Below are 21,803 nucleotides of genomic sequence, written 5' to 3'. Positions count from 1 at the left end.
GCGAAGCTCCTGATCGAAGCCCCAGTAAACGGCGGCCGTAACTATAACGGTCCTAAGGTAGCGAAATTCCTTGTCGGGTAAGTTCCGACCTGCACGAATGGCGTAATGATGGCCAGGCTGTCTCCACCCGAGACTCAGTGAAATTGAACTCGCTGTGAAGATGCAGTGTACCCGCGGCAAGACGGAAAGACCCCGTGAACCTTTACTATAGCTTGACACTGAACATTGAGCCTTGATGTGTAGGATAGGTGGGAGGCTTTGAAGTGTGGACGCCAGTCTGCATGGAGCCAACCTTGAAATACCACCCTTTAACGTTTGATGTTCTAACCTAGGCCCATAAACTGGGTCGGGGACCGTGTCTGGTGGGTAGTTTGACTGGGGCGGTCTCCTCCTAAAGAGTAACGGAGGAGCACGAAGGTTGGCTAAGCATGGTCGGACATCATGCGGTTAGTGCAAAGGCATAAGCCAGCTTGACTGCGAGAGTGACGGCTCGAGCAGGTACGAAAGTAGGTCTTAGTGATCCGGTGGTTCTGAATGGAAGGGCCATCGCTCAACGGATAAAAGGTACTCCGGGGATAACAGGCTGATACCGCCCAAGAGTTCATATCGACGGCGGTGTTTGGCACCTCGATGTCGGCTCATCACATCCTGGGGCTGAAGTAGGTCCCAAGGGTATGGCTGTTCGCCATTTAAAGTGGTACGCGAGCTGGGTTTAGAACGTCGTGAGACAGTTCGGTCCCTATCTGCCGTGGGCGTTGGAAGATTGAGAGGGGTTGCTCCTAGTACGAGAGGACCGGAGTGAACGCACCACTGGTGTTCGGGTTGTCATGCCAATGGCATTGCCCGGTAGCTAAGTGCGGAAGAGATAACCGCTGAAAGCATCTAAGCGGGAAACTTGCCTCGAGATGAGTCTTCCCTGTCACTTTAAGTGACCTAAAGGAACGTTTAAGACTAAGACGTTGATAGGCTGGGTGTGTAAGCGTAGCGATACGTTGAGCTAACCAGTACTAATGAACCGTGAGGCTTAACCTGACAACACCGAAAGTGTTTTGTCAGAGAGACGAAACGATGAAGTCAGCTTGTTTAAGATTGAATTACTGGCGACTTACCGAAAGGAAGGAAGCGAGTGATTAAAACCGAATTTGCTTGGCGGCCATAGCGCGGTGGTCCCACCTGATCCCATGCCGAACTCAGAAGTGAAACGCCGTAGCGCCGATGGTAGTGTGGGGTCTCCCCATGTGAGAGTAGGGAACTGCCAAGCATTAAATAAGACGAGAAAGCCAACCCAATGGGTTGGCTTCTTTGCGTTTGAAAACTAATCCTGTGAATTTAAGCATGCTCTAGATGAGGGCAATTTTACTATCTATTTTTCGTTGATATTAACAGATGTTGTGGCGAGAAAAAGCGGCTAATACGGTTCGCTCGGATATTTCTAAATAACTTTCCATTTCGATTGCCGCTTCTTGCGCTTTCCCATTCATCAATAGCGTTAAAATATGCTCATTCTTCTCAATATAAGGAGCATGTAATAATTGAGGATCATTGAGTAAACCAAAGGCTAATCGTAATTCTGCTAAAATAAGTTGATATTGTTTAAATAACCTAGGGCTATCAGAAAGCTCGACGATAGCGGTATGAAAATGCATATTACAGGTTCCAACGCTATTCCAATCTTTTTGTTGTTGAAACATTTTTGCTTGATTAACGTTATCTTGCATGCGGGAAATGGCTGGGTGCATTGGATAGGCATGTCGTAAAGCATCACATTCAATCAGCCTTCTTACGCGATAAATATCCATAATTGATGCCATATCTGGTACAGAAACAAACACACCACGATTAGGTTTATAGGTTAATAGGCCTTCTTGGGTTAATATACGAAATACTTCTCTTAATGTATTACGAGATATTTCAAGCTGCTCGCTTAAAGTAGCTTCTGAAAGCCTCTCTCCTGGAGGTAATTCGCCGATAGTAATTTTTTGGCGAATAATATCAGCGATTTTTTGGCAAAGGATCTGTGGTGATGTTTTTTTCTGCATTATCTTCTGCTATAAACGTAATAGAAGCCTCTATTCTAACAGTCAGCTATATAATATATAACCTCTAATATACAACTGTGCTAGTTTCCTCACTCTCTTTATCCTTGTTTTTATTAAAAATAGTTAACAAAATTATTAATAAATTTTTATATTATCAACTGTATTTGATGCCAAAATGTATGCACCAATTTTGCGCATAACTCTTTTTTATGCGCTATTTTGGGGCATATCTATTTTTTACTCTCCCACTCAAATGTCAATAAAATGTTAAAAATGAGATCTTGTTGGCACTTTTATCATCGTATATTTAAATCTATTTGCTTATTTATTCATCTATTATTATTAATTGTTCAACAATCTAATATCTATTGATTAACAATTATTACTCCGTGCTCAACAATGGCATGCTAATTGCCTTACTACTTACCTAAGCAATAATAATTAAAATAATTATGATAAAAGGGGGCCTGTTATGGCTACACAAGATCCTGTGAATACAACATCACCATCATTTATAAAAAATAGGCGTTCATCATTAATTGCAGCGATTTTTTTAATGGCTACATCTGCAATTGGTCCAGGTTTTATTACGCAAACAGCTACCTTTACAGCGACGATGGGAGCAGCCTTTGCATTTGGGATATTAGCTTCTATCGTCATTGACTTTGTTGTGCAACAAAGTATTTGGCGAGTCATTACCGTGACTAACATGCGCGCTTCTGATATTGCGAATAAGGCAATTCCCGGTAGTGGATACTTATTAGCTGTATTGGTTATTTTTGGTGGTTTGGTATTCAATGTCGGTAATATTGCTGGGGCTGGTTTAGGGCTTAATGCCATGGTAGGACTGGATCCTAAATGGGGTGGGGTTTTAAGTGCTTTACTGGCGATTTATATCTTCTCTTCACGCAAAGCAAGTCATTTTATTGATCGTATGATCATTGTTCTTGGCATCGTGATGATTTTATTAACACTTTTTGTAATGTTTGCGTCCAATCCTCCTATAGGTGAAGCATTAAAACAAACAGTACTGCCTAATACGATTAATTTTGCCACTATAACAACCATCGTCGGAGGTACGGTTGGTGGTTATATTTGTTATGCAGGAGCACATCGTCTGCTCGATAAAGGTACAACAGGTATTGAAAATATCGATGCGGTATCTAGCGCGGCAACTAAAGGGATATTAGTGGTTGGATTAATGCGTTATATCCTATTTTTAGCAATTTTAGGTGTTGTCGCAAGTGGAGTGACACTAGATATTTCCAGCCATGCGGCTAATCCTGCTTCTCAAGCATTCCAACATGCAGCGGGCTTAACTGGACTACGAATTTTTGGTCTTATTTTATGGGCAGCCGCACTGACTAGTGTGATTGGTGCTGCTTATACGTCTATGTCGTTTATAACCGTGTTTAAAAAGGGTATTACAGAGCGTCAACGCAATATTGCTACTATTATTTTTATCGCTATTTCATTGGCAATTTATATGGTTATGGGAACAGCTCCTGCTGCCTTATTAGTCTTTGCTGGTGGCTTCAACGGATTGATTTTACCTATTGGTATGACGTTATTTATTTTTGTTGCATGGCGTCGTCAAGATCTTATGAATGGCTATAAATATCCAATGTGGTTGCAATGGTCGGCAATTTTAGTCTGCGCTTTGACTTGGTATATGGGGATCATGTCTGTTGGCGCTATTTTCAATTACCTCAATATTGCTTAAGAGAATAATAACGATGATAAAAGCGGTAGATTTAAATAGTGATTTAGGTGAAAGCTTTGGTCAATGGCGTATGGGCAATGATGCTGCAGTGCTTGAAATTGTCAGCAGTGCCAATATTGCTTGTGGTTTTCATGCTGGTTCACCAGAAGGCATTTTAAAAACATTAAAAGCAGCGAAACAGCATCAAGTCGCGATAGGTGCTCATGTTGCTTATCCTGACTTAGTGGGTTTTGGGCGACGCAATATGGATATTGCCAGTGATGAATTAACCGCTGATGTCATTTATCAAATTGGCGCTTTGCAAGGTTTAGCGAAAGCCGTCGGTATGAAGGTAACTTATGTTAAACCTCATGGTGCGCTTTATAACACCATTGCTCATGATAAACGCCAAGCATTAGCAGTTATTGAAGCTATTTTAGCTATTGATCCACAACTTATTTTAGTGGCTTTAGCGGGATCACCGTTGATCACACTTGCGAAAGAGAAAGGGTTACGTGTTGTTGCCGAAGCTTTTGCTGATAGAGCTTATCATGCTGATGGCACACTTGTTTCGCGCAAACAAGAGGGGGCTGTATTACACGATCCTCAATTGGTGGCTCAGCGTATGTTAAAGCTAGTACAAAAAGGGGGCGTTGAATCGATAGAGGGTACTTTTACTGCTATACAGGCGGATTCTATTTGTGTTCATGGTGATAGTCCTGATGCGGTTAATCTCGCAAAAAGTGTCAAAGAGATCTTAATAACACACGGTATTGCGATAAAACCTTTCACATCTGCAATAGGAATAAAGGAGTCGTAATGACTTATTTTATGCAAGCAACGCCTGATGCTATTACAGCAGCCGCTCGATCCGTTATTGGCAATAAAAGGGAGGCGTATTTTGCGCTTTTTACCTGTTAATTTATCTCACATATTAGTTGAGTTGACTTCATTAAAAGAGACATTGGCGTTTTATGAAGCAATTAAGCAAGCCAATATTGCTGAGATAGAAGATATTGTTCCTGCGGCAAAAACACTATTGATCCAATATGTACCTTGGTTAATTACGGCGAAAGAGTTAGTGGCAATATTGCGCAATATCGAGATAAAAGCGATCGCGATGCGTCAAAGTCACTTATTAACAATCCCCGTTCATTATCAAGGAGAAGATCTGCATGAGGTGGCTGAATTATTGGGGATCACTGCGACAGAGGTGATCCGCAGACACACAGAACAAACTTATCAAGTTGCTTTTACGGGGTTTGCACCGGGATTTGCTTATTTAATTGCTGATAAAACTGAGCTTTATGTTCCTCGACGTAAAACACCACGTACACGTATCCCCGCAGGCTCTGTAGGATTAGCGGGAGAATTTAGCGGTGTTTACCCACAGCAAAGCCCTGGTGGCTGGCAATTAATTGGTACTACAGAGATAAAAATGTGGGATCTCTCACGTGAACAGCCGGCATTTTTATTACCTGGTGATACTGTACAGTTTGTTGATGTACAAAAAGCGCCAGTGACGGTTTCATTACCTGAGAAAAAACAATCTATTAATGCTTTATCCTTTAACAAGGATAAAGGGCTATATGTTATTTCCGCAGGTCTACAAACCTTATTTCAAGATGAAGGGCGTTTAGGTGCTGCATCAATGGGGGTTAGTGCATCAGGAGCACTTGATAAATGTGCGTTACATGCAGCGAATCGCTTAGTGGGAAACCCGCCTTCATTAGCAGCATTAGAAATAACACAAGGTGGATTAATACTAAAAGCGCAACAAGACTGTGTCATAGCGCTGTCAGGTGCAGATTGTACGATCAGCTTAAAACAAACGACCGGAGATATAGCCTTTTTCTCTACTTATCAAACTATTGATGTACGTAGTGGAGATGAAATCACTGTAGGGATACCTACAGCGGGGATTCGTAGTTATCTGGCAGTGAGAGGGGGTTTTGAATTAAGCCCAGTGTTAGGTAGTTATGCGTTTGATACTTTAGCTCAGATTGGCCCTCGAGCCTTACAAAATGGCGATATTCTTCATCTAAACGATGATAACGCATTAACGGGCATTATTAGCCAAGAGCAACCGAGTTTCAGTTTACCAAAGCAAGAGGATATCGTTACCCTTGATATTGTGTTAGGACCTCGTACGGATTGGTTTACAGAAGATGCGATAAAAACATTAACCTCACAATTATGGCAAGTGACACCACAATCTAACCGTATCGGATTACGTTTATTGGGGGATAAATCGCTTGAACGTCAGCAACAACAAGAGTTATCGAGTGAAGGAACTTGCATTGGTGCCATACAAGTACCGATTAATGGTCAACCGGTATTATTTCTTCATGATCACCCTCTCACTGGAGGATACCCCGTAATTGGGGCTGTTGCCGAATACCATCTGTCATTGGCGGGGCAAATCCCTATTAACGCTAAAATTCGTTTTAACCCAATTACTTTATTTCAAGAATATTGATAGGAGTATGCCACTCATGATAACAACTAACCAAAAGCAACGAGTGAAGCATCGAGTGTTGATTGCTAACAGAGGTGAAATCGCAGTTCGTATTATTCGTGCTTGTCAGGATTATGGTGCAACGTCCATTGCTATTTATGCAGATGATGATATAGATGCATTACATGTGCGTCTTGCAGATGAAGCCTATGGTTTAAAGGGTAACTCACCGAAAGAAAGTTATTTAGCGATAGATAAAATCATTGAAATTGCCCATAAAAGCAAAGCCACCATGATCCACCCTGGTTATGGCTTCCTTTCTGAGCGAGCTGATTTCGCTAAAGCGGTACAGCAAGCGGGACTCCTTTGGATTGGCCCAGATCCACAGACTATCGAAGTATTAGGGGATAAAGTTCAAGCGCGTAAAATTGCACAATCCGTAGGTGCACCATTGGTGAATGGTACTGCTGATCCGGTTAGTGATGCTAAAGAGGTTCTGGATTTTGCGAAACAGTATGGCTTGCCTATCGCCATTAAAGCGGCATTTGGTGGTGGTGGACGAGGCCTAAAAATTGCCCATCATATGGCAGAAATTGAAGAGCTTTACCATTCAGCGGTAAGAGAAGCAGTAACCGCATTTGGTCGTGGTGAATGCTATGTTGAGCAATTTCTTGATAAGCCTCGCCATATTGAGGCACAAATTATTGCTGATAAATTAGGCAATGTCGTGGTAGTTGGTACACGAGATTGTTCATTACAGCGCCGTAATCAAAAACTTATTGAAGAGGCCCCTGCCCCTTATTTAACTGATGAACAACGGCAACGTATTCATCAATCAGCAAAAGACATTTGTGCTAAAGCAGGTTATATCGGTGCGGGGACGGTAGAATTTTTATTGAGTGCGAACGGGACAATCTCTTTCCTTGAAGTGAATACACGTCTACAAGTAGAGCATCCGGTGACTGAAGAAACAGCCGGTATTGATTTAGTGATTGAACAATTGCGTATTGCTGAGGGATTACCGTTAAGTATTAATGAAACCCCTGAGCCTCGTGGCCATAGTTTTGAGTTTAGGATCAATGCAGAAGATCCGGCAAAAGGTTTTTTACCCACCCCCGGTTTAATTAGCCAATTTAGTCAACCGGCTGGGCCGGGCGTTCGTGTTGATAGTGGTGTGGCGGAAAATGACCAAGTATCACGTCAATTTGATTCAATGATGGCAAAACTTATTGTAACAGGGGCAAGTCGTGAACAAGCCATTGCGAGAGCGCGACGAGCTTTAGCTGAATTTAACATCGCAGGCGTAGCCAGTGTATTACCTTTTCATCGCGAAATGATGGAACATCCTGATTTTATTGATAACTTCAGTGTTCACACTCGTTGGATTGAAAGCGATTTTCAAGCACAAAAAAGTCATTTTCCTCGTAGTATACCAGCAGAAAATGAACCACTAGTGCGTACCTTTATTGAAATAGATGGTCGTCGTCATCAATTAGCGCTACCCGCACAATTACTTTCTCTCTCGGCCGTTATACCCACGGCTATTAGCGAGCACAAAGAGTGTCAGGTGCGGGAAAATGCGGTCACTGCACCGATTTCAGGGATATTACATAGTTGGTTATTATCCGATGGTGATAAAGTCAATCAAGGGGATGTTATTGCCATTATGGAGGCGATGAAAATGGAAGTACAGGTAGTTGCTACCTGTCATGGTGTATTGCAGCAAAAGGCGAAAGCCGGTGACTATTTTTCAGCAGACAGTCTATTAGCTGAGATTAACTAGCTGAGTTATCAAACTATTATCGAGTAAGCCTCTTAGCAATAAGAGGCTTTTTTATAATAACCGTCTTTATATTCTTATTTGTTATATCTAATTCCTTTTGGTTATAAGTTATTTTGCTTATAATCGAAACTGAATATGTTTTCTACAAAAGGAAATTAGATGCTGCTGGTCACTCAACTCCTTATTGGTTCTGCGATAGGTTTAGTTATCACCACAACGGGAGTTGGGGGTGGTGTTATCTTATTACCTGTGCTTATCTATTTATTTGGAATGAATGCATTAGCAGCAGTGGCGACCGCTAATTTATTATCGATGTTAATGAAAATTTCCTCTTCTTATATTCATTTTCGTTTAGGAAATATTCCATTAAAACCAGCATTATTGATTTTAGGGATCATGTTTCCGGCCACATTTTTAGCCAGCTATGGGGTAACCTGGTTGGGATCACAACCTCAATATTATGAGCAGGTTGAATTAGGCATTAATATCCTGATGATTGTGGCGATTATCTTTTCAATGTTCCTTTTTTTACAACGAATATTCAAAAAATCCACATCATCACATCCGTTATCATCATTGGCACCTAGCTCATCAATTCCTCTGAATTCTCTTTTTGTTCCCGGTATGAGTGCCGGATTTGTCTTAGGGGCAACGGGGGTTGGTGGAGGATTGGTTGTCTTACCCGTGCTTATGCGTTTTGCACAAATGAATATTAAGGAAGCGATCGGTAGTTCTATATTTATTACTACAATTTTGTCAGGTGGCTCTGCTATTGCTTATAGTGCTGGTGGCTATACCGATGTGCATACGGCCATCATTCTTTGTTTAGGATCACTTATTTCGATTCCTTTAGCGCGCTATTTACTGGTGTATTTATCTGAGCGCTTTTTTCAATATTTAACTCTGTTATTTATTCTGATCAGCATCATTATGATGAGTTGGAAACTAATAAATTAATTTAATGTAATATCGAATAAGTCAATTTTTAATAGATAATGATTAGTTAGACTAATTTTCATCATTGAATTTAGCAGGATAATGAAAAATAAGGGTATATATGAACATTAAAGTCGGCGATGAGTTTTTGGTTTATATGGCATTGGGTGAAGAGAGCTATATGAAGGAATATTATCGTGTGTTGGAGTTAGATAGCGCATTATCACAAGTGACCGGTAAATTGCTAAGAAGGACGACGGCAGATGATAAAAATATTGGGTTAGGGCGCTGTGAATTAGAAGGTGGGATTGAACAATTTGCGTTAGAAGATATTTATCCAATAGAGAAGTGATCGAAATAACGATCACTTCTACATCACTTTATTAAGCAACAGGCACATCTTCGGGCAATGCTGATTTTGGTAAGCCAAAAATTTTGTCAAATACCCAGTTATAGACAAATGTATAGCAAGGGATGATGATAATAAGTGCAAAATCCATCACCAGTGCTTGCCATAATGAAACCCCTAGCCACCAAGCTATCAGCGGAATAAGGTAAACTACCAACGTAAGCTGAAAACCTACCGCATGAGCAAGACGGCGTCTAAAGGTGCGAATTCTCGACTTTTGTCGACTCTCCCAAAATTCAAATAAACAGTTATAAATAAAATTCCAACTTACCGCGATAGTGGTAATAATGAGTGCGAGTGGCCCCGTAACAGCGGTTGAACTATCGGCTAAAAGCGCCAGTCCTACCGATGAGATAACCCAACCAAATACTTCATAAGCGGTAACATAGACAATTTTTCGCTTAATACCTTGCATGATACTCTCTTTTTTTGTGGATCAGTGTGGTTAAGCATCGTAAGATAAATCAGTAATAGTGACAGAAAAAGTTAGCTAATATCAATTTAACTGAAACATCAGGAGTGAACATGCAGTTCTCAAGTGAACATATCGCGATATTTTTAGCCGTTATGGATAAAGGCTCTTTTTCTGCGGCTGCGCGTTCATTAAAACGTGTTCCTTCTGCGGTCAGTATGGCGATTGCTAATATGGAGGCTGAATTAGGTTATGCGCTGTTTGAGCGTTCATCAAGAGAGCCACGGCCAACAGAAAAAGCTAAAGCACTTGAACCTCACGCCAGAATGATTGCTGAGCAATTAAAGCTATTACAGGTTCATGCACAAGAGCTTTCAATGGATCTGGAAAGTATATTAAATATTGGCGTCGCGGCAGATATTAATCCCGATTATTTATTACCGGCATTATCTGAGTTAACACAGCGTTACCCCTTACTAAAAGTGAATGTAGTAACCGCGGCACAAGATGACATTATTGAGATGCTGCACGCACGTAAAATCCAATTATGTCTCGTGTATGGTGGGTTATACGTCAATGGCGATGAACAATTTCAATATTTGGGCTCTGAGTCATTAGTTGCCACAATTTCGGCAAGTCATATTGCACTTGCTCACCCTGCAGGGGTATTTATTGAAGATTTAGTGAATGTAAGACAGATAATGATAGCCAGCCATACTCAAGAGATAAGAGATGTACGCTCTTTAGTGGCGACTAATTACTGGCAAACAGATAACTTTCAAATGGCATTAGGTATGGTTGAAGCGGGGATGGGCTGGGGGAATTTACCTTATTCGCTGATTTATACGCAGTTACAAAAGGGAAAATTAAAACAACTGCAATTTAAAAATACTAAAAATGAATTGCGCTTACCGGTACATGCAATGTGGTTAAAAGGCGAGTCACTACAAAAAGGGGCAAAGGAATTGGTGGAGTTAATGAATATTCACCAACCCATTGTGCCCAATTTTGATTAATCCACACGTTGTTGATGAACCCAAACCGCGACTTCAACACGAGATTTTAATTTCATCTTTTTGAGTAGATGTTTGACATGTACTTTAACGGTACTTTCAGTAATATCGAGTTTACGTGCGATCATCTTATTGGATAGCCCTTGTGCTATCAGCTTTAAAATATCGCGCTCTCGTGGGGTGAGTTGGTCTATATCCCGCTCACTTTCAGAACGATCTTCTCGCAGTGACTGCGCTAAAATGGGGGTTAATGTTGGGCTAACCACCATTTTCCCTGCGGCTGCTTGCTTTAAAGCGGCTAATAGCTCTTCTGGCTCCATGTCTTTTAAGAGATAGCCATCCGCTCCCCGTTTTAAGGCGGTGATCAGATCATCACTGTAGTTTGATACACTAAACACAACGATCCGCCCAGAGAGCGATCGTAATCGCAATTGATCGAGTGTTTCAAAACCATTCATACCCGGCATATTGAGATCGAGTAGGATTAAATCAGGATCTAACTCTTCAGCTAATTTTACCCCTTGAATACCATCGCCAGCTTCACCAACGACAGTTAATGTTGTATCAAGACTTAAAAGTTGTTTCACACCATTGCGTAACATCGGGTGATCATCAATTAATAAAATAGTCGCTTTGTCTGCGACTGCTCCCATATTATTCATTATGATTTGCTCCCTTTTCGATAGGATCTTTATGGGTAGTGATTAACGGAAATGTGACAAATACTTGCGTTCCACCTTCTTTGCGAACCCTTATACTATAAGAGCCATTCAGACTATTCGCGCGTTCACGCATAATAATCAGTCCGTAGTGATTTATCTTTTCGGGATTAGGCGTAATACCTTCACCATTATCATTAATTTGCAGTTCAACGATGCCATTATTAAGTGTTAATGCGACTTCAGCCCAGTTTGCATTCGCATGTTGCAGAATATTATTTAATGCTTCACGGACAATTTGCACCACATGAATACTTTGATGTGAATTAACACATTTTGCAGGTAACTGATAATCAAAATGGATAGCAAACCCTAAACGTTGATTAAATTCATTTATTGTATTTTCTAATGCGGCTAATAAGCCAGGCTCTGTCAATTTCAAGCGAAATGTGGTCAGTAATTCTCTTAACTGACGATAAGCCACATTTAGCTCTTCTCGCATCTCTTTTAGTAGTTTTTGACAGTTATCTGGCAAGGTTTCCGATTGCATTTGTAGATAACTGACCTGCATTTTTAAACATGATAGCGATTGAGCAATCGAATCATGTAATTCACGTGCAATCGCTGAACGCTCATCCATTAATAATAGCTGTTGTTGCTGTTCATTTTGTTGCTCCATGGCAAGCATTGCGGAAATTTGCTTAGTCAATAAGAGCATTAAATTATTCTGTTCGTCAGTAAGTACACTATTTTCCGGTAACTGCATTACGAATAAACCGTAGCGATGGATCTGATCGGTCAATTCCCAATGTAATAAGCGATTATTTAACGGTGTAGTGATGTTGGCATCTTCATTGCAACGCTCACAGTCTGGCGTTGGACAATATTCAGGGCGTGAGGAAGGGGCTAAGCTTATCTCATTAAATAATGTATGTTGATTATCTTCATATAGACGGATCTGCAAATAGCTATCAGGAATAATATGCTGTAGCTCTGCAAGGATCTGCCTTAAGCGAGCGCAAAGTGGCGCTTGGGAATGCAGTTGTTGACTTGAGTGATAAAGATAAGAGAGAACCTTATTTTTCTGTTGTAAATCATGGGTCTTTTCAATGACTCGTTGTTCTAATTCACTGTAGAGCGTCGATAGCTCTTCTGACATGGTGTTAAGTGCAATTCCTAGTGTGGCAATTTCATCATGGTGAGGACGAGGCCGAAAACGAGTTGAAAAATCACCATGTCCAATAGAATTAGCCATGGACATCAATTGTTGCCAAGGCAGTAATAAGCGACGACGAAAATGCCAAACAGAACCAAACAGCAGTAATAAGGTAAGAGCGGTAAAGATAAGTTGAGTATAAGCGACTAGGCGGATTTTTTGTTCAGTAAGTTGGTCAATACTTGATACTAATGTATCGAGTTGAGAAACAAAAAAGATAACTTCTTGTTTCGCATCATTAGGCTGTTTGGCTGCTGACAAAGTCGGTTTTAATGTCTCTTTCCAGTAATGAGTCAGTTGTACATATTGTGATTGCAGTGATGAGGTGCTTAATACTTGACGTAACTCTTTACTATCTAAATCATTTTCTAATTCTTGTAGATAATCACGGTGCTTATCATCAAGGGGTAAGGCTGAGAGTAAACGATAGCTTTGCATGCGCAGTGAGCCGGATTTATTAATGGCGTGGGCATTGCCTTGTACGCTTAAAATAATGTGGTTAGAAATAGCCATACCTACCACACCAAATAGTGTGAAAAGCAACATTAAAATAGCGATTTGATTAATAATTGAAAAGCGATAATGCCATTGAATGTTGTGCATTTTCATGATGTATTCCCAGTTTGATCTGGTCTATCTTGCCTTAAAAAACCGCTAAATAACATATACTCCAAAGGGAGTACCTCTAAATATCTAAGTATTGTAATGTGTTTAATAAAGAGTAAGTGATTTTACCTAATTTATTGATTTACATTTAAAATAGTCACGTAACCCTATTAATACTTAGGTATAAAACATAGATTTAGATGAAAAATCAAACAAAATCTTGCTTGATGCAGATCATGACTCGCAAACCCATCTCACCGTAAAAAGAAGCCAATTTAACCGTTAACCGAGGTTGTTATGGCACTTTCTCAACACCCAGAAAAAATGAAAAAAGGGGTGATCGAAAATTGGCATCCTGAAGATAAAGCTTTTTGGGAAAAAACTGGTCAAAAAATCGCATCGCGTAATTTATGGATTTCTGTTCCTTGTCTATTGCTATCCTTCTGCGTCTGGATGCTATTTAGTGCAGTCGCTGTCAATTTAAATAAGGTTGGCTTTAATTTTACCACTGATCAGCTATTTATGCTGACTGCTCTACCTTCTGTTTCAGGTGCGCTACTACGTGTCCCTTACTCTTTTGTTATTCCTATTTTTGGTGGTCGTCGTTGGACGGCTATTAGTACGGTATTTCTGATTATTCCTTGTCTCTGGCTAGGGTTTGCCGTGCAAGATCTCACGACATCTTATTCCACTTTTATCGTTATCTCTCTGCTGTGTGGTTTTGCTGGTGCAAACTTCGCATCGAGTATGGCAAATATCAGCTTCTTTTTTCCTAAAGCACACCAAGGCGGTGCATTAGGATTAAATGGCGGATTGGGTAACTTAGGTGTCAGCGTGATGCAATTAATCGCGCCTTTGGTTGTCAGTGTGGGCGTTTTTGCTATGTTTAGTGGCCCCGGTGTCGTTCAACCTGATGGCTCACGTTTATGGCTAGAGAATGCGGCGTGGATTTGGGTACCTTTCTTGCTTATCTTTACCTTTGCGGCTTGGTTTGGCATGAATGATCTGGCTGCTAATAAAGCTTCTTTAAGTCAACAGCTACCTGTTTTAAAACGTGGTCATCTTTGGTTACTCAGTATCCTCTATCTGTGCTCTTTTGGTTCTTTTATCGGCTTTTCTGCCGGGTTTGCAATGTTATCGAAAACCCAGTTCCCCGATATTGTCATTTTACATTATGCCTTCTTTGGTCCTTTACTTGGAGCATTAGCTCGCCCTGTGGGAGGTGCGCTATCTGATAAATTTGGTGGCATTAAAGTGACGCTTATCAACTTTATCATTATGGCTATTTTCTCAGTGCTCCTGTTCTTAACCCTACCGGAAAATGGTGCTGGTGGATCGTTTATTGCTTTCTATGGCGTGTTTATGGTGCTGTTTTTAACTGCAGGGCTAGGCAGTGGTTCAACATTCCAAATGATTGCCGTGGTATTTAGAAAAATCACTATTGATCGCATGAAGGCACAAGGGGCTTCAGATGAAGCTGCGCAAAAAGAAGCCGTAACAGAAAGTGCAGCTGCATTGGGTTTTATCTCTGCAATCGGTGCGATTGGTGGCTTCTTTATTCCTAAAGCCTTTGGTACATCCCTTGCGATGACGGGTTCACCTGCTGGGGCAATGAAAATCTTCGTTCTGTTCTATATCGCCTGCGTTCTGATCACTTGGTTGGTCTATGGACGTAAACACAATAAATAATAATGACGAATTATACGCAATGTGAGCGCGCTAACGCGCATTGGGAGAGTATCTGATGAGTAAATTTCTCGATAGATTCCGCTATTTTAAACAGCTTGGTGATACGTTTTCACAAGATCACGGGCAAGAGTTAAATGTTAATCGCGACTGGGAAAATAGTTATCGTAGCCGTTGGCAGCATGACAAAATCGTGCGTTCTACACATGGTGTTAACTGCACCGGATCATGTAGCTGGAAAATTTATGTTAAAAACGGCTTAGTAACATGGGAAACCCAGCAAACAGACTATCCACGAACTCGTCCTGATCTGCCTGATCATGAACCCCGTGGTTGTCCGCGTGGTGCGAGCTATTCATGGTATTTATATAGCGCTAACCGCGTTAAATACCCAATGGTGCGTAAACGTCTGATCAAATTATGGCGTGAAGCCAAAGCGCAACACGCTGATCCAGTTGATGCATGGGCATCGATTGTTAATGCTCCCGAAAAAACGAAAAGTTATAAACAAGCTCGTGGTCGTGGTGGTTTCGTTCGCTCTTCATGGTCTGAAGTGAATGAAATTATTGCTGCTTCTAACGTCTATACCGCTAAAACTTTTGGCCCAGATCGTATTATTGGTTTCTCACCTATTCCGGCAATGTCAATGGTGTCTTACGCCGCCGGTGCCCGCTATTTATCTCTTATTGGTGGTGCTTGCTTAAGTTTTTACGATTGGTATTGTGATTTACCACCTGCCTCACCAATGACTTGGGGGGAGCAAACAGATGTGCCAGAGTCAGCTGACTGGTATAACTCTTCTTATCTGATTGCATGGGGTTCAAACGTACCTCAAACCCGTACGCCAGATGCTCACTTTTTTACTGAAGTTCGTTATAAAGGCACCAAAACGGTAGCAGTAACACCTGATTATGCTGAAATTGCTAAACTGTGTGACCAGTGGTTAAACCCAAAACAAGGTACAGATAGCGCCATGGCAATGGCGATGGGACACGTTATTCTTAACGAATTCCACGTTAAACGCCAAACTGAATACTTTAGTAACTATGTGCGCACTTACACTGACATGCCAATGTTAGTGATGTTAGATAAGCATGATTCTGGCAAATTAGTTGCGGGTCGCATGCTACGTGCCGCTGATTTAGTGAACAATCTCGATCAGGAGAAAAATCCAGAATGGAAAACCATTGCTATTGATGAGAAAACACAGCAATTGGTCGCTCCTCAAGGTTCAATGGGTTTTCGTTGGGAAGGCGCTGCCAAATGGAATCTAGAGCCTAAAGACGGTAAGAGTGGCGAAGAAGTCACTTTACAATTGGGTCTTTTAGAAAACCATGATGATGTGGTTGACGTTGCATTTCCTTACTTTGGTGGCATCAAGAGTGAATACTTTGAAGGTGTTGCCCTTGATGATGTTCTCGTTCATAGACTGCCAGCAAAACGCATTACTCTTGCCAATGGCGAAGAAAAATATGTCACTACCGTTTATGACTTATTACTGGCTAACTATGGTGTCGATCGTGGTTTAAATGATGAAAACTGTGCGACAAACTATGATGAGATCAAAGCCTATTCACCCGCATGGGCTGAACAAGTAACAGGGGTTAGCCGTCAAGATATTATCCGCATTGCACGTGAATTTGCTGATAATGCAGAAAAAACACATGGTCGTTCAATGGTGATTGTCGGTGCGGGCATTAACCATTGGTATCACATGGACATGACCTACCGTGGCATTATCAATATGCTGATCTTCTGTGGTTGTATTGGCCAAAGTGGTGGTGGATGGGCTCACTATGTGGGACAAGAAAAACTGCGTCCACAAACAGGTTGGTTGCCATTAGCTTTTGGTCTGGATTGGCAGCGTCCACCTCGTCATATGAATAGCACGTCATTTTTCTATAATCATTCAAGTCAATGGCGCTATGAAACGGTATCACCGACAGAATTACTATCACCTTTAGCAGATAAATCACGCTTTAGCGGTAGCTTAATTGATATGAATGTGCGTTCGGAGCGTATGGGGTGGTTACCGTCAGCACCGCAATTAAACGTTAACCCATTATCTATTACCAAGAAAGCTCAACAAGCTGGCGTCAGTGCAACGGATTATACCGTTAATGCTCTGAAATCAGGTGAGATCCGTTTTGCATCAGAGCAACCGGATAATCCGCAAAACTTCCCTCGTAACTTATTTATCTGGCGTTCTAATTTATTGGGATCTGCAGGTAAAGGGCATGAATATTTACTGAAATATCTATTAGGGACGGAAAATGGATTACAAGGTAAAGATTTAGGTGAACAAGGCCAAGTTAAGCCACAAGAAGTGGAATGGCAAGATAAAGGCGGTGAGGGTAAGGTCGATTTAGTGGTGACTTTAGACTTTCGTATGTCAAGTACCTGTCTGTTCTCCGATATCGTGTTACCAACCGCCACATGGTATGAAAAAGATGATATGAATACCTCGGATATGCATCCATTTATTCATCCATTAACCGCCGCGGTAGATCCCGCTTGGGAGTCTAAAACCGATTGGGAAATTTATAAAGGTATTGCTAAAACCTTCTCTAAATTGTGTGTCGGTCATTTAGGGGTTGAAACCGATTTAGTGACACAGCCAATACAGCATGACTCCGCGGCTGAAATGGCACAACCATTTGATGTCAAAGATTGGAAAAAAGGTGAATGTGACCTTATCCCGGGGAAAACTGCACCGCATCTTATTCCTGTGGAGCGTGATTATCCAAATACCTATGCTCGTTTTACCTCACTTGGGCCGTTAATGGATAAATTAGGTAATGGCGGTAAAGGGATCGGTTGGAATACACAGACAGAAGTTGATTTCCTGAAAAAACTTAATCGCGTTCGTCATGAGGGTGTGGCAAAAGGGCGCCCGGCGATTGAAACCGCAATTGATGCAGCCGAAGTTATCCTCTCTTTAGCACCTGAAACGAATGGTCAAGTGGCGGTAAAAGCGTGGGATGCTCTAAGTAAAGTGACAGGACGCGATCACACTCATTTAGCTAAAGTAAAAGAAGATGAGAAAATTCGTTTCCGCGATATCGTTGCTCAACCTCGTAAGATCATTTCAAGTCCTACATGGTCTGGTCTGGAAGATGAGCATGTCTCTTATAACGCTTGTTATACCAATGTTCACGAGATGATCCCTTGGCGTACTTTAAGTGGCCGTCAGCAGTTATATCAAGATCATGAGTGGATGCGTGCTTATGGCGAAAGTTTAGTGGTTTATCGTCCACCTATTGATACTAAGGCAATCGAAGCAGTGAAAGGTAAAAAACCGAACGGCTTCCCAGAAAAAGCGCTGAACTTCCTGACGCCTCACCAAAAATGGGGTATTCACTCAACGTATAGCGATAACTTACTGATGTTAACCCTCGGTCGTGGTGGCCCTGTGGTTTGGCTGAGTGAAGATGATGCTAAAGAGATGGGTATTAGTGATAACGATTGGGTTGAAGCATACAACAGTAATGGTGCGTTAACCGCAAGAGCGATTGTGAGCCAACGTATTCCTGATGGCATGATTTATATGTATCACGCACAAGAGCGCCAAATAAACCTACCAGGCTCTGAAATAACTGGAATGCGTGGCGGTATTCATAATTCCGTGACGCGTGTTTGCCCTAAACCGACCCATATGATTGGTGGATACGCTCAGTTGGCTTATAGCTTTAACTACTATGGAACTGTGGGCTCTAACCGCGATGAATTTGTTGTGGTACGTAAGATGAAACAGATTGATTGGCTTGATGGTGAAGGCGATGCTTATCAACAAACCCTGAATGGACAGGAGAAGGCATAATGAAAATTCGTTCACAAGTCGGTATGGTACTGAACCTCGACAAATGTATCGGTTGCCATACCTGTTCAGTAACCTGTAAAAATGTTTGGACCAGTCGTGAAGGTGTGGAATACGCTTGGTTTAATAATGTTGAAACTAAACCGGGTACAGGGTATCCGCAAAATTGGGAAGATCAAGAGAAGTGGAAAGGCGGCTGGATCAAAAATATTAAAGGTAAGTTAGTACCAAGAATGGGTAACCGTGTTGGGCTATTATCAAAGATTTTTGCCAACCCAGATGTGCCAGCATTAGATGATTATTATGAGCCATTTGATTATGACTATGAGCATTTAAAAAATGCCCCAGAAGGCTCATTACCCACCGCACGTCCTCGTTCGTTGATAACAGGTCAGCGTATGACCAAGATCGAAAAAGGCCCAAACTGGGAAGATGATTTAGGGGGCGAATTTAGCAAACGTGCTGCGGATAAAAACTTCGCCAATATGCAAAAAGAGATGTATGGGCAGTTTGAAAATACATTTATGATGTATTTACCTCGTTTATGTGAACACTGCTTAAATCCTGCTTGTGTCGCGACCTGTCCAAGTGGTGCGATTTATAAACGTGCTGAGGATGGTATTGTGCTTATCGATCAAGATAAGTGTCGTGGTTGGCGCATGTGTTTAACAGGGTGTCCATACAAAAAAATCTACTTTAACTGGAAAAGCGGTAAGTCAGAAAAATGTATTTTCTGTTATCCGCGCATCGAATCAGGTCAACCAACCCTATGCTCAGAAACCTGTGTTGGACGTATTCGTTATCTTGGTGTGATGCTGTATGACGCAGATAAAATTTCACAAGCCGCCAGTGCTGATAATGAAAAAAACTTATACCAAAGTCAATTAGATATCTTTTTAGATCCCTTCGATCCTGAAGTTATTAAAGCTGCAGAAGAGCAAGGTATTCCATTAAGTGTGATTGATGCAGCCCAACGTTCGCCAGTTTATAAAATGGCGGTGGATTGGAAGCTGGCATTACCATTACACCCTGAATATCGTACTTTACCTATGGTGTGGTATGTGCCACCTCTGTCACCTATTCAATCTGCGGCTGATGCAGGAGTGTTGCCACATACGGGAGTATTACCGGATGTAGAAAGTTTACGTATTCCTGTCCAATATTTGGCTAACTTGCTGACCGCAGGCGATACAGCGCCAGTGTTATTAGCATTAAAAAGAATGTTGGCAATGCGCCATTATAAACGCGCAGAAACGGTAGAAGGTAAAACCGATTTGACAGCATTAGAGCAAGTGGGATTAACCGAAGCACAGGCACAAGAGATGTATCGCTATTTGGCGATTGCCAATTATGAAGATCGCTTTGTTATTCCTTCTAGCCATCGTGAGTTAGCAAGAGAAGCTTTTCCTGAGCGTAACGGCTGTGGTTTTAGTTTTGGTGATGGTTGTCATGGCAGCGAGAGTAAATTTAATCTGTTTAATAGCCATCGTATTGATGCCATCGATATCACTTCCAAAACCCCTCAAGATGAGCGCCGTTCTGAGGAGAAAATATGATGATCTCTTTGAAAGTTATTTCTCTGTTATTGGATTATCCCAGCGAAGATCTCTGGGAACATCGTAATGAGATCATTGATGCATTGCAGGAAGCTGACGAGCTTCCTGTCACGCAAGTCGCAAAATTAATGGCGTTTATTCGTGAACTCACGCAACAAGATCTGCTGGATGCACAAGCGAATTACAGTGAGATTTTTGATCGAGGTAGAGCGAGATCGCTATTGTTATTTGAACATGTACATGGTGAATCGCGTGATCGTGGTCAGGCAATGGTTGATCTGCTTAATCAGTATCAACAAGCAGGGATCACCTTAAGTAGTCGTGAATTGCCTGATTACTTACCTACTTACCTTGAGTATTTAACGCTATTGCCTACCGATGAAAGTATTGAAGGGCTTAATAATATTGCCCCTATTTTGGCATTGCTGAGTGAGCGTTTAAAACAGCGAGGCAGTGATTATCACGCTCTTTTTGATGTATTGCTTTGTCTCTCACAAAGTGAGTTAGACGCTTCACAACTGGCGGCTCAAGTAGAAAAAGAGCCTGTAGATGATACGCCGGCTGCATTAGATGCCGTATGGGAAGAAGAGCAAGTGACGTTTCTAGGTGAAAGTGCGCAATGTGGTAGTAACAATATTAGCCAGCATCAGCGACGTTTTGCGCAAGAAACGCCTGTTCAATATCTCAATGTCGGTAATTCGCTAGATATGGGAGCACAAAAATGAATTACGTTAATATGTTGTTTTTTGATATCTACCCCTATATTGCTGGTGCTGTTTTTCTTATCGGTAGTTGGTTACGTTATGATTATGGTCAATATACATGGCGTGCAGGCTCCAGTCAGATGTTAGACAAGAAAAACATGCGACTTGCTTCGAACTTATTCCATATTGGTATTATCGGCATTTTTGCAGGTCATTTTCTGGGGATGTTAACGCCACACTGGATGTATCAATCTTTTCTACCAATTGAATATAAACAAATTATGGCGATGGTTGGTGGTGGTACTTGTGGTGTGTTAATGCTGATTGGCGGCATTATGCTGTTAAAACGTCGTTTGACGAATGCACGAGTAAGAGCAACATCGTCATTTGGTGACATCATGATCTTAACCTTGCTGGTTGTCCAAGTTGCACTCGGCTTACTGACTATCCCATTCTCTGCACAGCATATGGATGGTAGTGAGATGATGAAGCTGGTGGCATGGGCGCAAGCTATTGTGACATTCCATGGCGGTGCTTCGGCAAATCTTGAAGGTGTTGCACTTATTTTTAAATTGCACATATTCCTAGGTATGACGATTTTTTTATTGTTCCCATTCTGCCGTTTAGTTCATATTTGGAGCGTGCCAATTGAGTATCTAACGCGCCGTTACCAAATTGTTCGTAATCGACACTAAAGGTATTTTTCTCCTGAGTTGATTTGAGACTTTTAATTGCGCTTATCTCACCCCCGCCCGCGGGGGTTTTTTTTAACTTAAACAAATTTTTTGAATGCTTAAAGCAATAATC

Annotated in this window: 16 protein-coding genes and 2 rRNA genes; 14 read left to right on the top strand and 4 right to left on the bottom strand. The window is 41.5% G+C overall.

What is annotated here, in order from left to right:
• Both AACU95_RS05085 and rrf read left to right on the top strand, forming a co-directional pair.
• Positions 1 to 1,032, top strand: a 23S ribosomal RNA gene (locus tag AACU95_RS05085); the annotation flags it as partial.
• A gap of 113 nt (positions 1,033 to 1,145) precedes the next feature.
• A 5S ribosomal RNA gene (rrf, locus tag AACU95_RS05080) occupies positions 1,146 to 1,261 on the top strand.
• Positions 1,262 to 1,379: 118 nt separating this feature from the next.
• On the opposite strand, the gene AACU95_RS05075 is transcribed toward rrf, so the two are convergent.
• Entirely contained in the window at positions 1,380 to 2,039 is a 660-nt protein-coding gene (locus tag AACU95_RS05075) for a GntR family transcriptional regulator (protein ID WP_004245441.1), read from the bottom strand.
• 472 nt (positions 2,040 to 2,511) lie between these two features.
• Here AACU95_RS05075 and AACU95_RS05070 point away from each other — a divergent pair, with 472 nt between their 5' ends.
• The 6 genes from AACU95_RS05070 (at position 2,512) to AACU95_RS05045 (ending at position 9,270) form a co-directional block, all read left to right on the top strand.
• Positions 2,512 to 3,762: an NRAMP family divalent metal transporter gene (locus tag AACU95_RS05070; protein ID WP_004245440.1), complete on the top strand. Its 1,251-nt coding sequence runs from the start codon at positions 2,512 to 2,514 to the stop codon at positions 3,760 to 3,762.
• A gap of 13 nt (positions 3,763 to 3,775) precedes the next feature.
• A complete protein-coding gene (locus tag AACU95_RS05065; protein ID WP_161737193.1) occupies positions 3,776 to 4,561 on the top strand; it encodes a LamB/YcsF family protein in 786 nt (261 codons plus the stop codon).
• 81 nt (positions 4,562 to 4,642) lie between these two features.
• A complete protein-coding gene (locus tag AACU95_RS05060) occupies positions 4,643 to 6,220 on the top strand; it encodes a 5-oxoprolinase subunit B/C family protein (RefSeq protein WP_202608883.1) in 1,578 nt (525 codons plus the stop codon).
• Positions 6,221 to 6,236: 16 nt separating this feature from the next.
• Positions 6,237 to 7,982, top strand: coding sequence for an acetyl/propionyl/methylcrotonyl-CoA carboxylase subunit alpha (locus tag AACU95_RS05055; protein WP_161737191.1), 1,746 nt, complete (start codon positions 6,237 to 6,239; stop codon positions 7,980 to 7,982).
• A 159-nt stretch (positions 7,983 to 8,141) separates the two neighbouring features.
• Positions 8,142 to 8,939 carry a sulfite exporter TauE/SafE family protein gene (locus AACU95_RS05050; protein ID WP_004245436.1) on the top strand — a complete coding sequence of 266 codons (798 nt, stop codon included), beginning with the start codon at positions 8,142 to 8,144 and terminating at the stop codon, positions 8,937 to 8,939.
• 100 nt (positions 8,940 to 9,039) lie between these two features.
• Complete coding sequence (locus AACU95_RS05045) at positions 9,040 to 9,270, top strand: hypothetical protein (protein WP_004245434.1); 231 nt, start codon at positions 9,040 to 9,042, stop codon at positions 9,268 to 9,270.
• A gap of 31 nt (positions 9,271 to 9,301) precedes the next feature.
• Here the strand turns inward: AACU95_RS05045 and AACU95_RS05040 are convergent, their stop codons facing one another.
• On the bottom strand, positions 9,302 to 9,742 hold the full coding sequence (locus AACU95_RS05040) for a PACE efflux transporter (protein WP_004245432.1): 441 nt from the start codon (positions 9,740 to 9,742) through the stop codon (positions 9,302 to 9,304).
• A 110-nt stretch (positions 9,743 to 9,852) separates the two neighbouring features.
• On the opposite strand from AACU95_RS05040, the gene AACU95_RS05035 reads away from it, so the two are divergent.
• Positions 9,853 to 10,755 carry a LysR family transcriptional regulator gene (locus AACU95_RS05035; protein WP_004245431.1) on the top strand — a complete coding sequence of 301 codons (903 nt, stop codon included), beginning with the start codon at positions 9,853 to 9,855 and terminating at the stop codon, positions 10,753 to 10,755.
• Here the strand turns inward: AACU95_RS05035 and narL are convergent.
• A complete protein-coding gene (narL, locus tag AACU95_RS05030; protein ID WP_373115935.1) occupies positions 10,752 to 11,405 on the bottom strand; it encodes a two-component system response regulator NarL in 654 nt (217 codons plus the stop codon). The two genes, AACU95_RS05035 and narL, sit on opposite strands and share 4 nt — an antisense overlap.
• Before the next feature lies 1 nt (position 11,406).
• Positions 11,407 to 13,236: a nitrate/nitrite two-component system sensor histidine kinase NarX gene (gene narX / locus AACU95_RS05025; protein WP_036969725.1), complete on the bottom strand. Its 1,830-nt coding sequence runs from the start codon at positions 13,234 to 13,236 to the stop codon at positions 11,407 to 11,409.
• Positions 13,237 to 13,530: 294 nt separating this feature from the next.
• Between narX and AACU95_RS05020 the strand changes: the two genes are divergently transcribed.
• The 5 genes from AACU95_RS05020 to narI are packed head-to-tail and all read left to right on the top strand — an operon-like array spanning position 13,531 to position 21,691.
• Positions 13,531 to 14,922, top strand: coding sequence for a NarK family nitrate/nitrite MFS transporter (locus AACU95_RS05020; RefSeq protein ID WP_004245428.1), 1,392 nt, complete (start codon positions 13,531 to 13,533; stop codon positions 14,920 to 14,922).
• A 55-nt stretch (positions 14,923 to 14,977) separates the two neighbouring features.
• The gene (locus tag AACU95_RS05015) at positions 14,978 to 18,739 is read left to right on the top strand and encodes a nitrate reductase subunit alpha (RefSeq protein WP_017628200.1); all 3,762 of its coding nucleotides are present in this window, start codon (positions 14,978 to 14,980) and stop codon (positions 18,737 to 18,739) included.
• The gene (narH, locus tag AACU95_RS05010) at positions 18,739 to 20,292 is read left to right on the top strand and encodes a nitrate reductase subunit beta (protein WP_087740928.1); all 1,554 of its coding nucleotides are present in this window, start codon (positions 18,739 to 18,741) and stop codon (positions 20,290 to 20,292) included. Before AACU95_RS05015 ends, narH begins: the two co-directional genes overlap by 1 nt.
• A complete protein-coding gene (gene narJ / locus AACU95_RS05005) occupies positions 20,292 to 21,017 on the top strand; it encodes a nitrate reductase molybdenum cofactor assembly chaperone (protein WP_012368809.1) in 726 nt (241 codons plus the stop codon). The genes narH and narJ overlap by 1 nt, the downstream gene beginning before the upstream one ends.
• Positions 21,014 to 21,691, top strand: coding sequence for a respiratory nitrate reductase subunit gamma (gene narI / locus AACU95_RS05000; protein WP_004245424.1), 678 nt, complete (start codon positions 21,014 to 21,016; stop codon positions 21,689 to 21,691). Before narJ ends, narI begins: the two co-directional genes overlap by 4 nt.
• The last annotated feature ends 112 nt before the right edge of the window (positions 21,692 to 21,803 follow it).

Source organism: Proteus sp. G4415 (assembly GCF_963896075.1).
In the GTDB taxonomy this organism is placed as follows: domain Bacteria; phylum Pseudomonadota; class Gammaproteobacteria; order Enterobacterales; family Enterobacteriaceae; genus Proteus; species Proteus mirabilis.
Note: the sequence above shows the minus strand (reverse complement) of the source record. Positions and strands in the feature narration are given on the sequence as shown.

Coding starts and splice junctions, on each gene's coding strand:
- AACU95_RS05035 (WP_004245431.1), top strand. CDS start 9,853: ATGCAGTTCTCAAGTGAACATATCGCGATATTTTTAGCCGTTATGGAT.
- AACU95_RS05015 (WP_017628200.1), top strand. CDS start 14,978: ATGAGTAAATTTCTCGATAGATTCCGCTATTTTAAACAGCTTGGTGAT.
- narL (WP_373115935.1), bottom strand. CDS start 11,405: ATGGGAGCAGTCGCAGACAAAGCGACTATTTTATTAATTGATGATCAC.
- AACU95_RS05040 (WP_004245432.1), bottom strand. CDS start 9,742: ATGCAAGGTATTAAGCGAAAAATTGTCTATGTTACCGCTTATGAAGTA.
- AACU95_RS05020 (WP_004245428.1), top strand. CDS start 13,531: ATGGCACTTTCTCAACACCCAGAAAAAATGAAAAAAGGGGTGATCGAA.
- AACU95_RS05055 (WP_161737191.1), top strand. CDS start 6,237: ATGATAACAACTAACCAAAAGCAACGAGTGAAGCATCGAGTGTTGATT.
- AACU95_RS05065 (WP_161737193.1), top strand. CDS start 3,776: ATGATAAAAGCGGTAGATTTAAATAGTGATTTAGGTGAAAGCTTTGGT.
- AACU95_RS05050 (WP_004245436.1), top strand. CDS start 8,142: ATGCTGCTGGTCACTCAACTCCTTATTGGTTCTGCGATAGGTTTAGTT.
- AACU95_RS05045 (WP_004245434.1), top strand. CDS start 9,040: ATGAACATTAAAGTCGGCGATGAGTTTTTGGTTTATATGGCATTGGGT.
- narI (WP_004245424.1), top strand. CDS start 21,014: ATGAATTACGTTAATATGTTGTTTTTTGATATCTACCCCTATATTGCT.
- narX (WP_036969725.1), bottom strand. CDS start 13,236: ATGAAAATGCACAACATTCAATGGCATTATCGCTTTTCAATTATTAAT.
- narJ (WP_012368809.1), top strand. CDS start 20,292: ATGATCTCTTTGAAAGTTATTTCTCTGTTATTGGATTATCCCAGCGAA.
- AACU95_RS05070 (WP_004245440.1), top strand. CDS start 2,512: ATGGCTACACAAGATCCTGTGAATACAACATCACCATCATTTATAAAA.
- AACU95_RS05075 (WP_004245441.1), bottom strand. CDS start 2,039: ATGCAGAAAAAAACATCACCACAGATCCTTTGCCAAAAAATCGCTGAT.
- narH (WP_087740928.1), top strand. CDS start 18,739: ATGAAAATTCGTTCACAAGTCGGTATGGTACTGAACCTCGACAAATGT.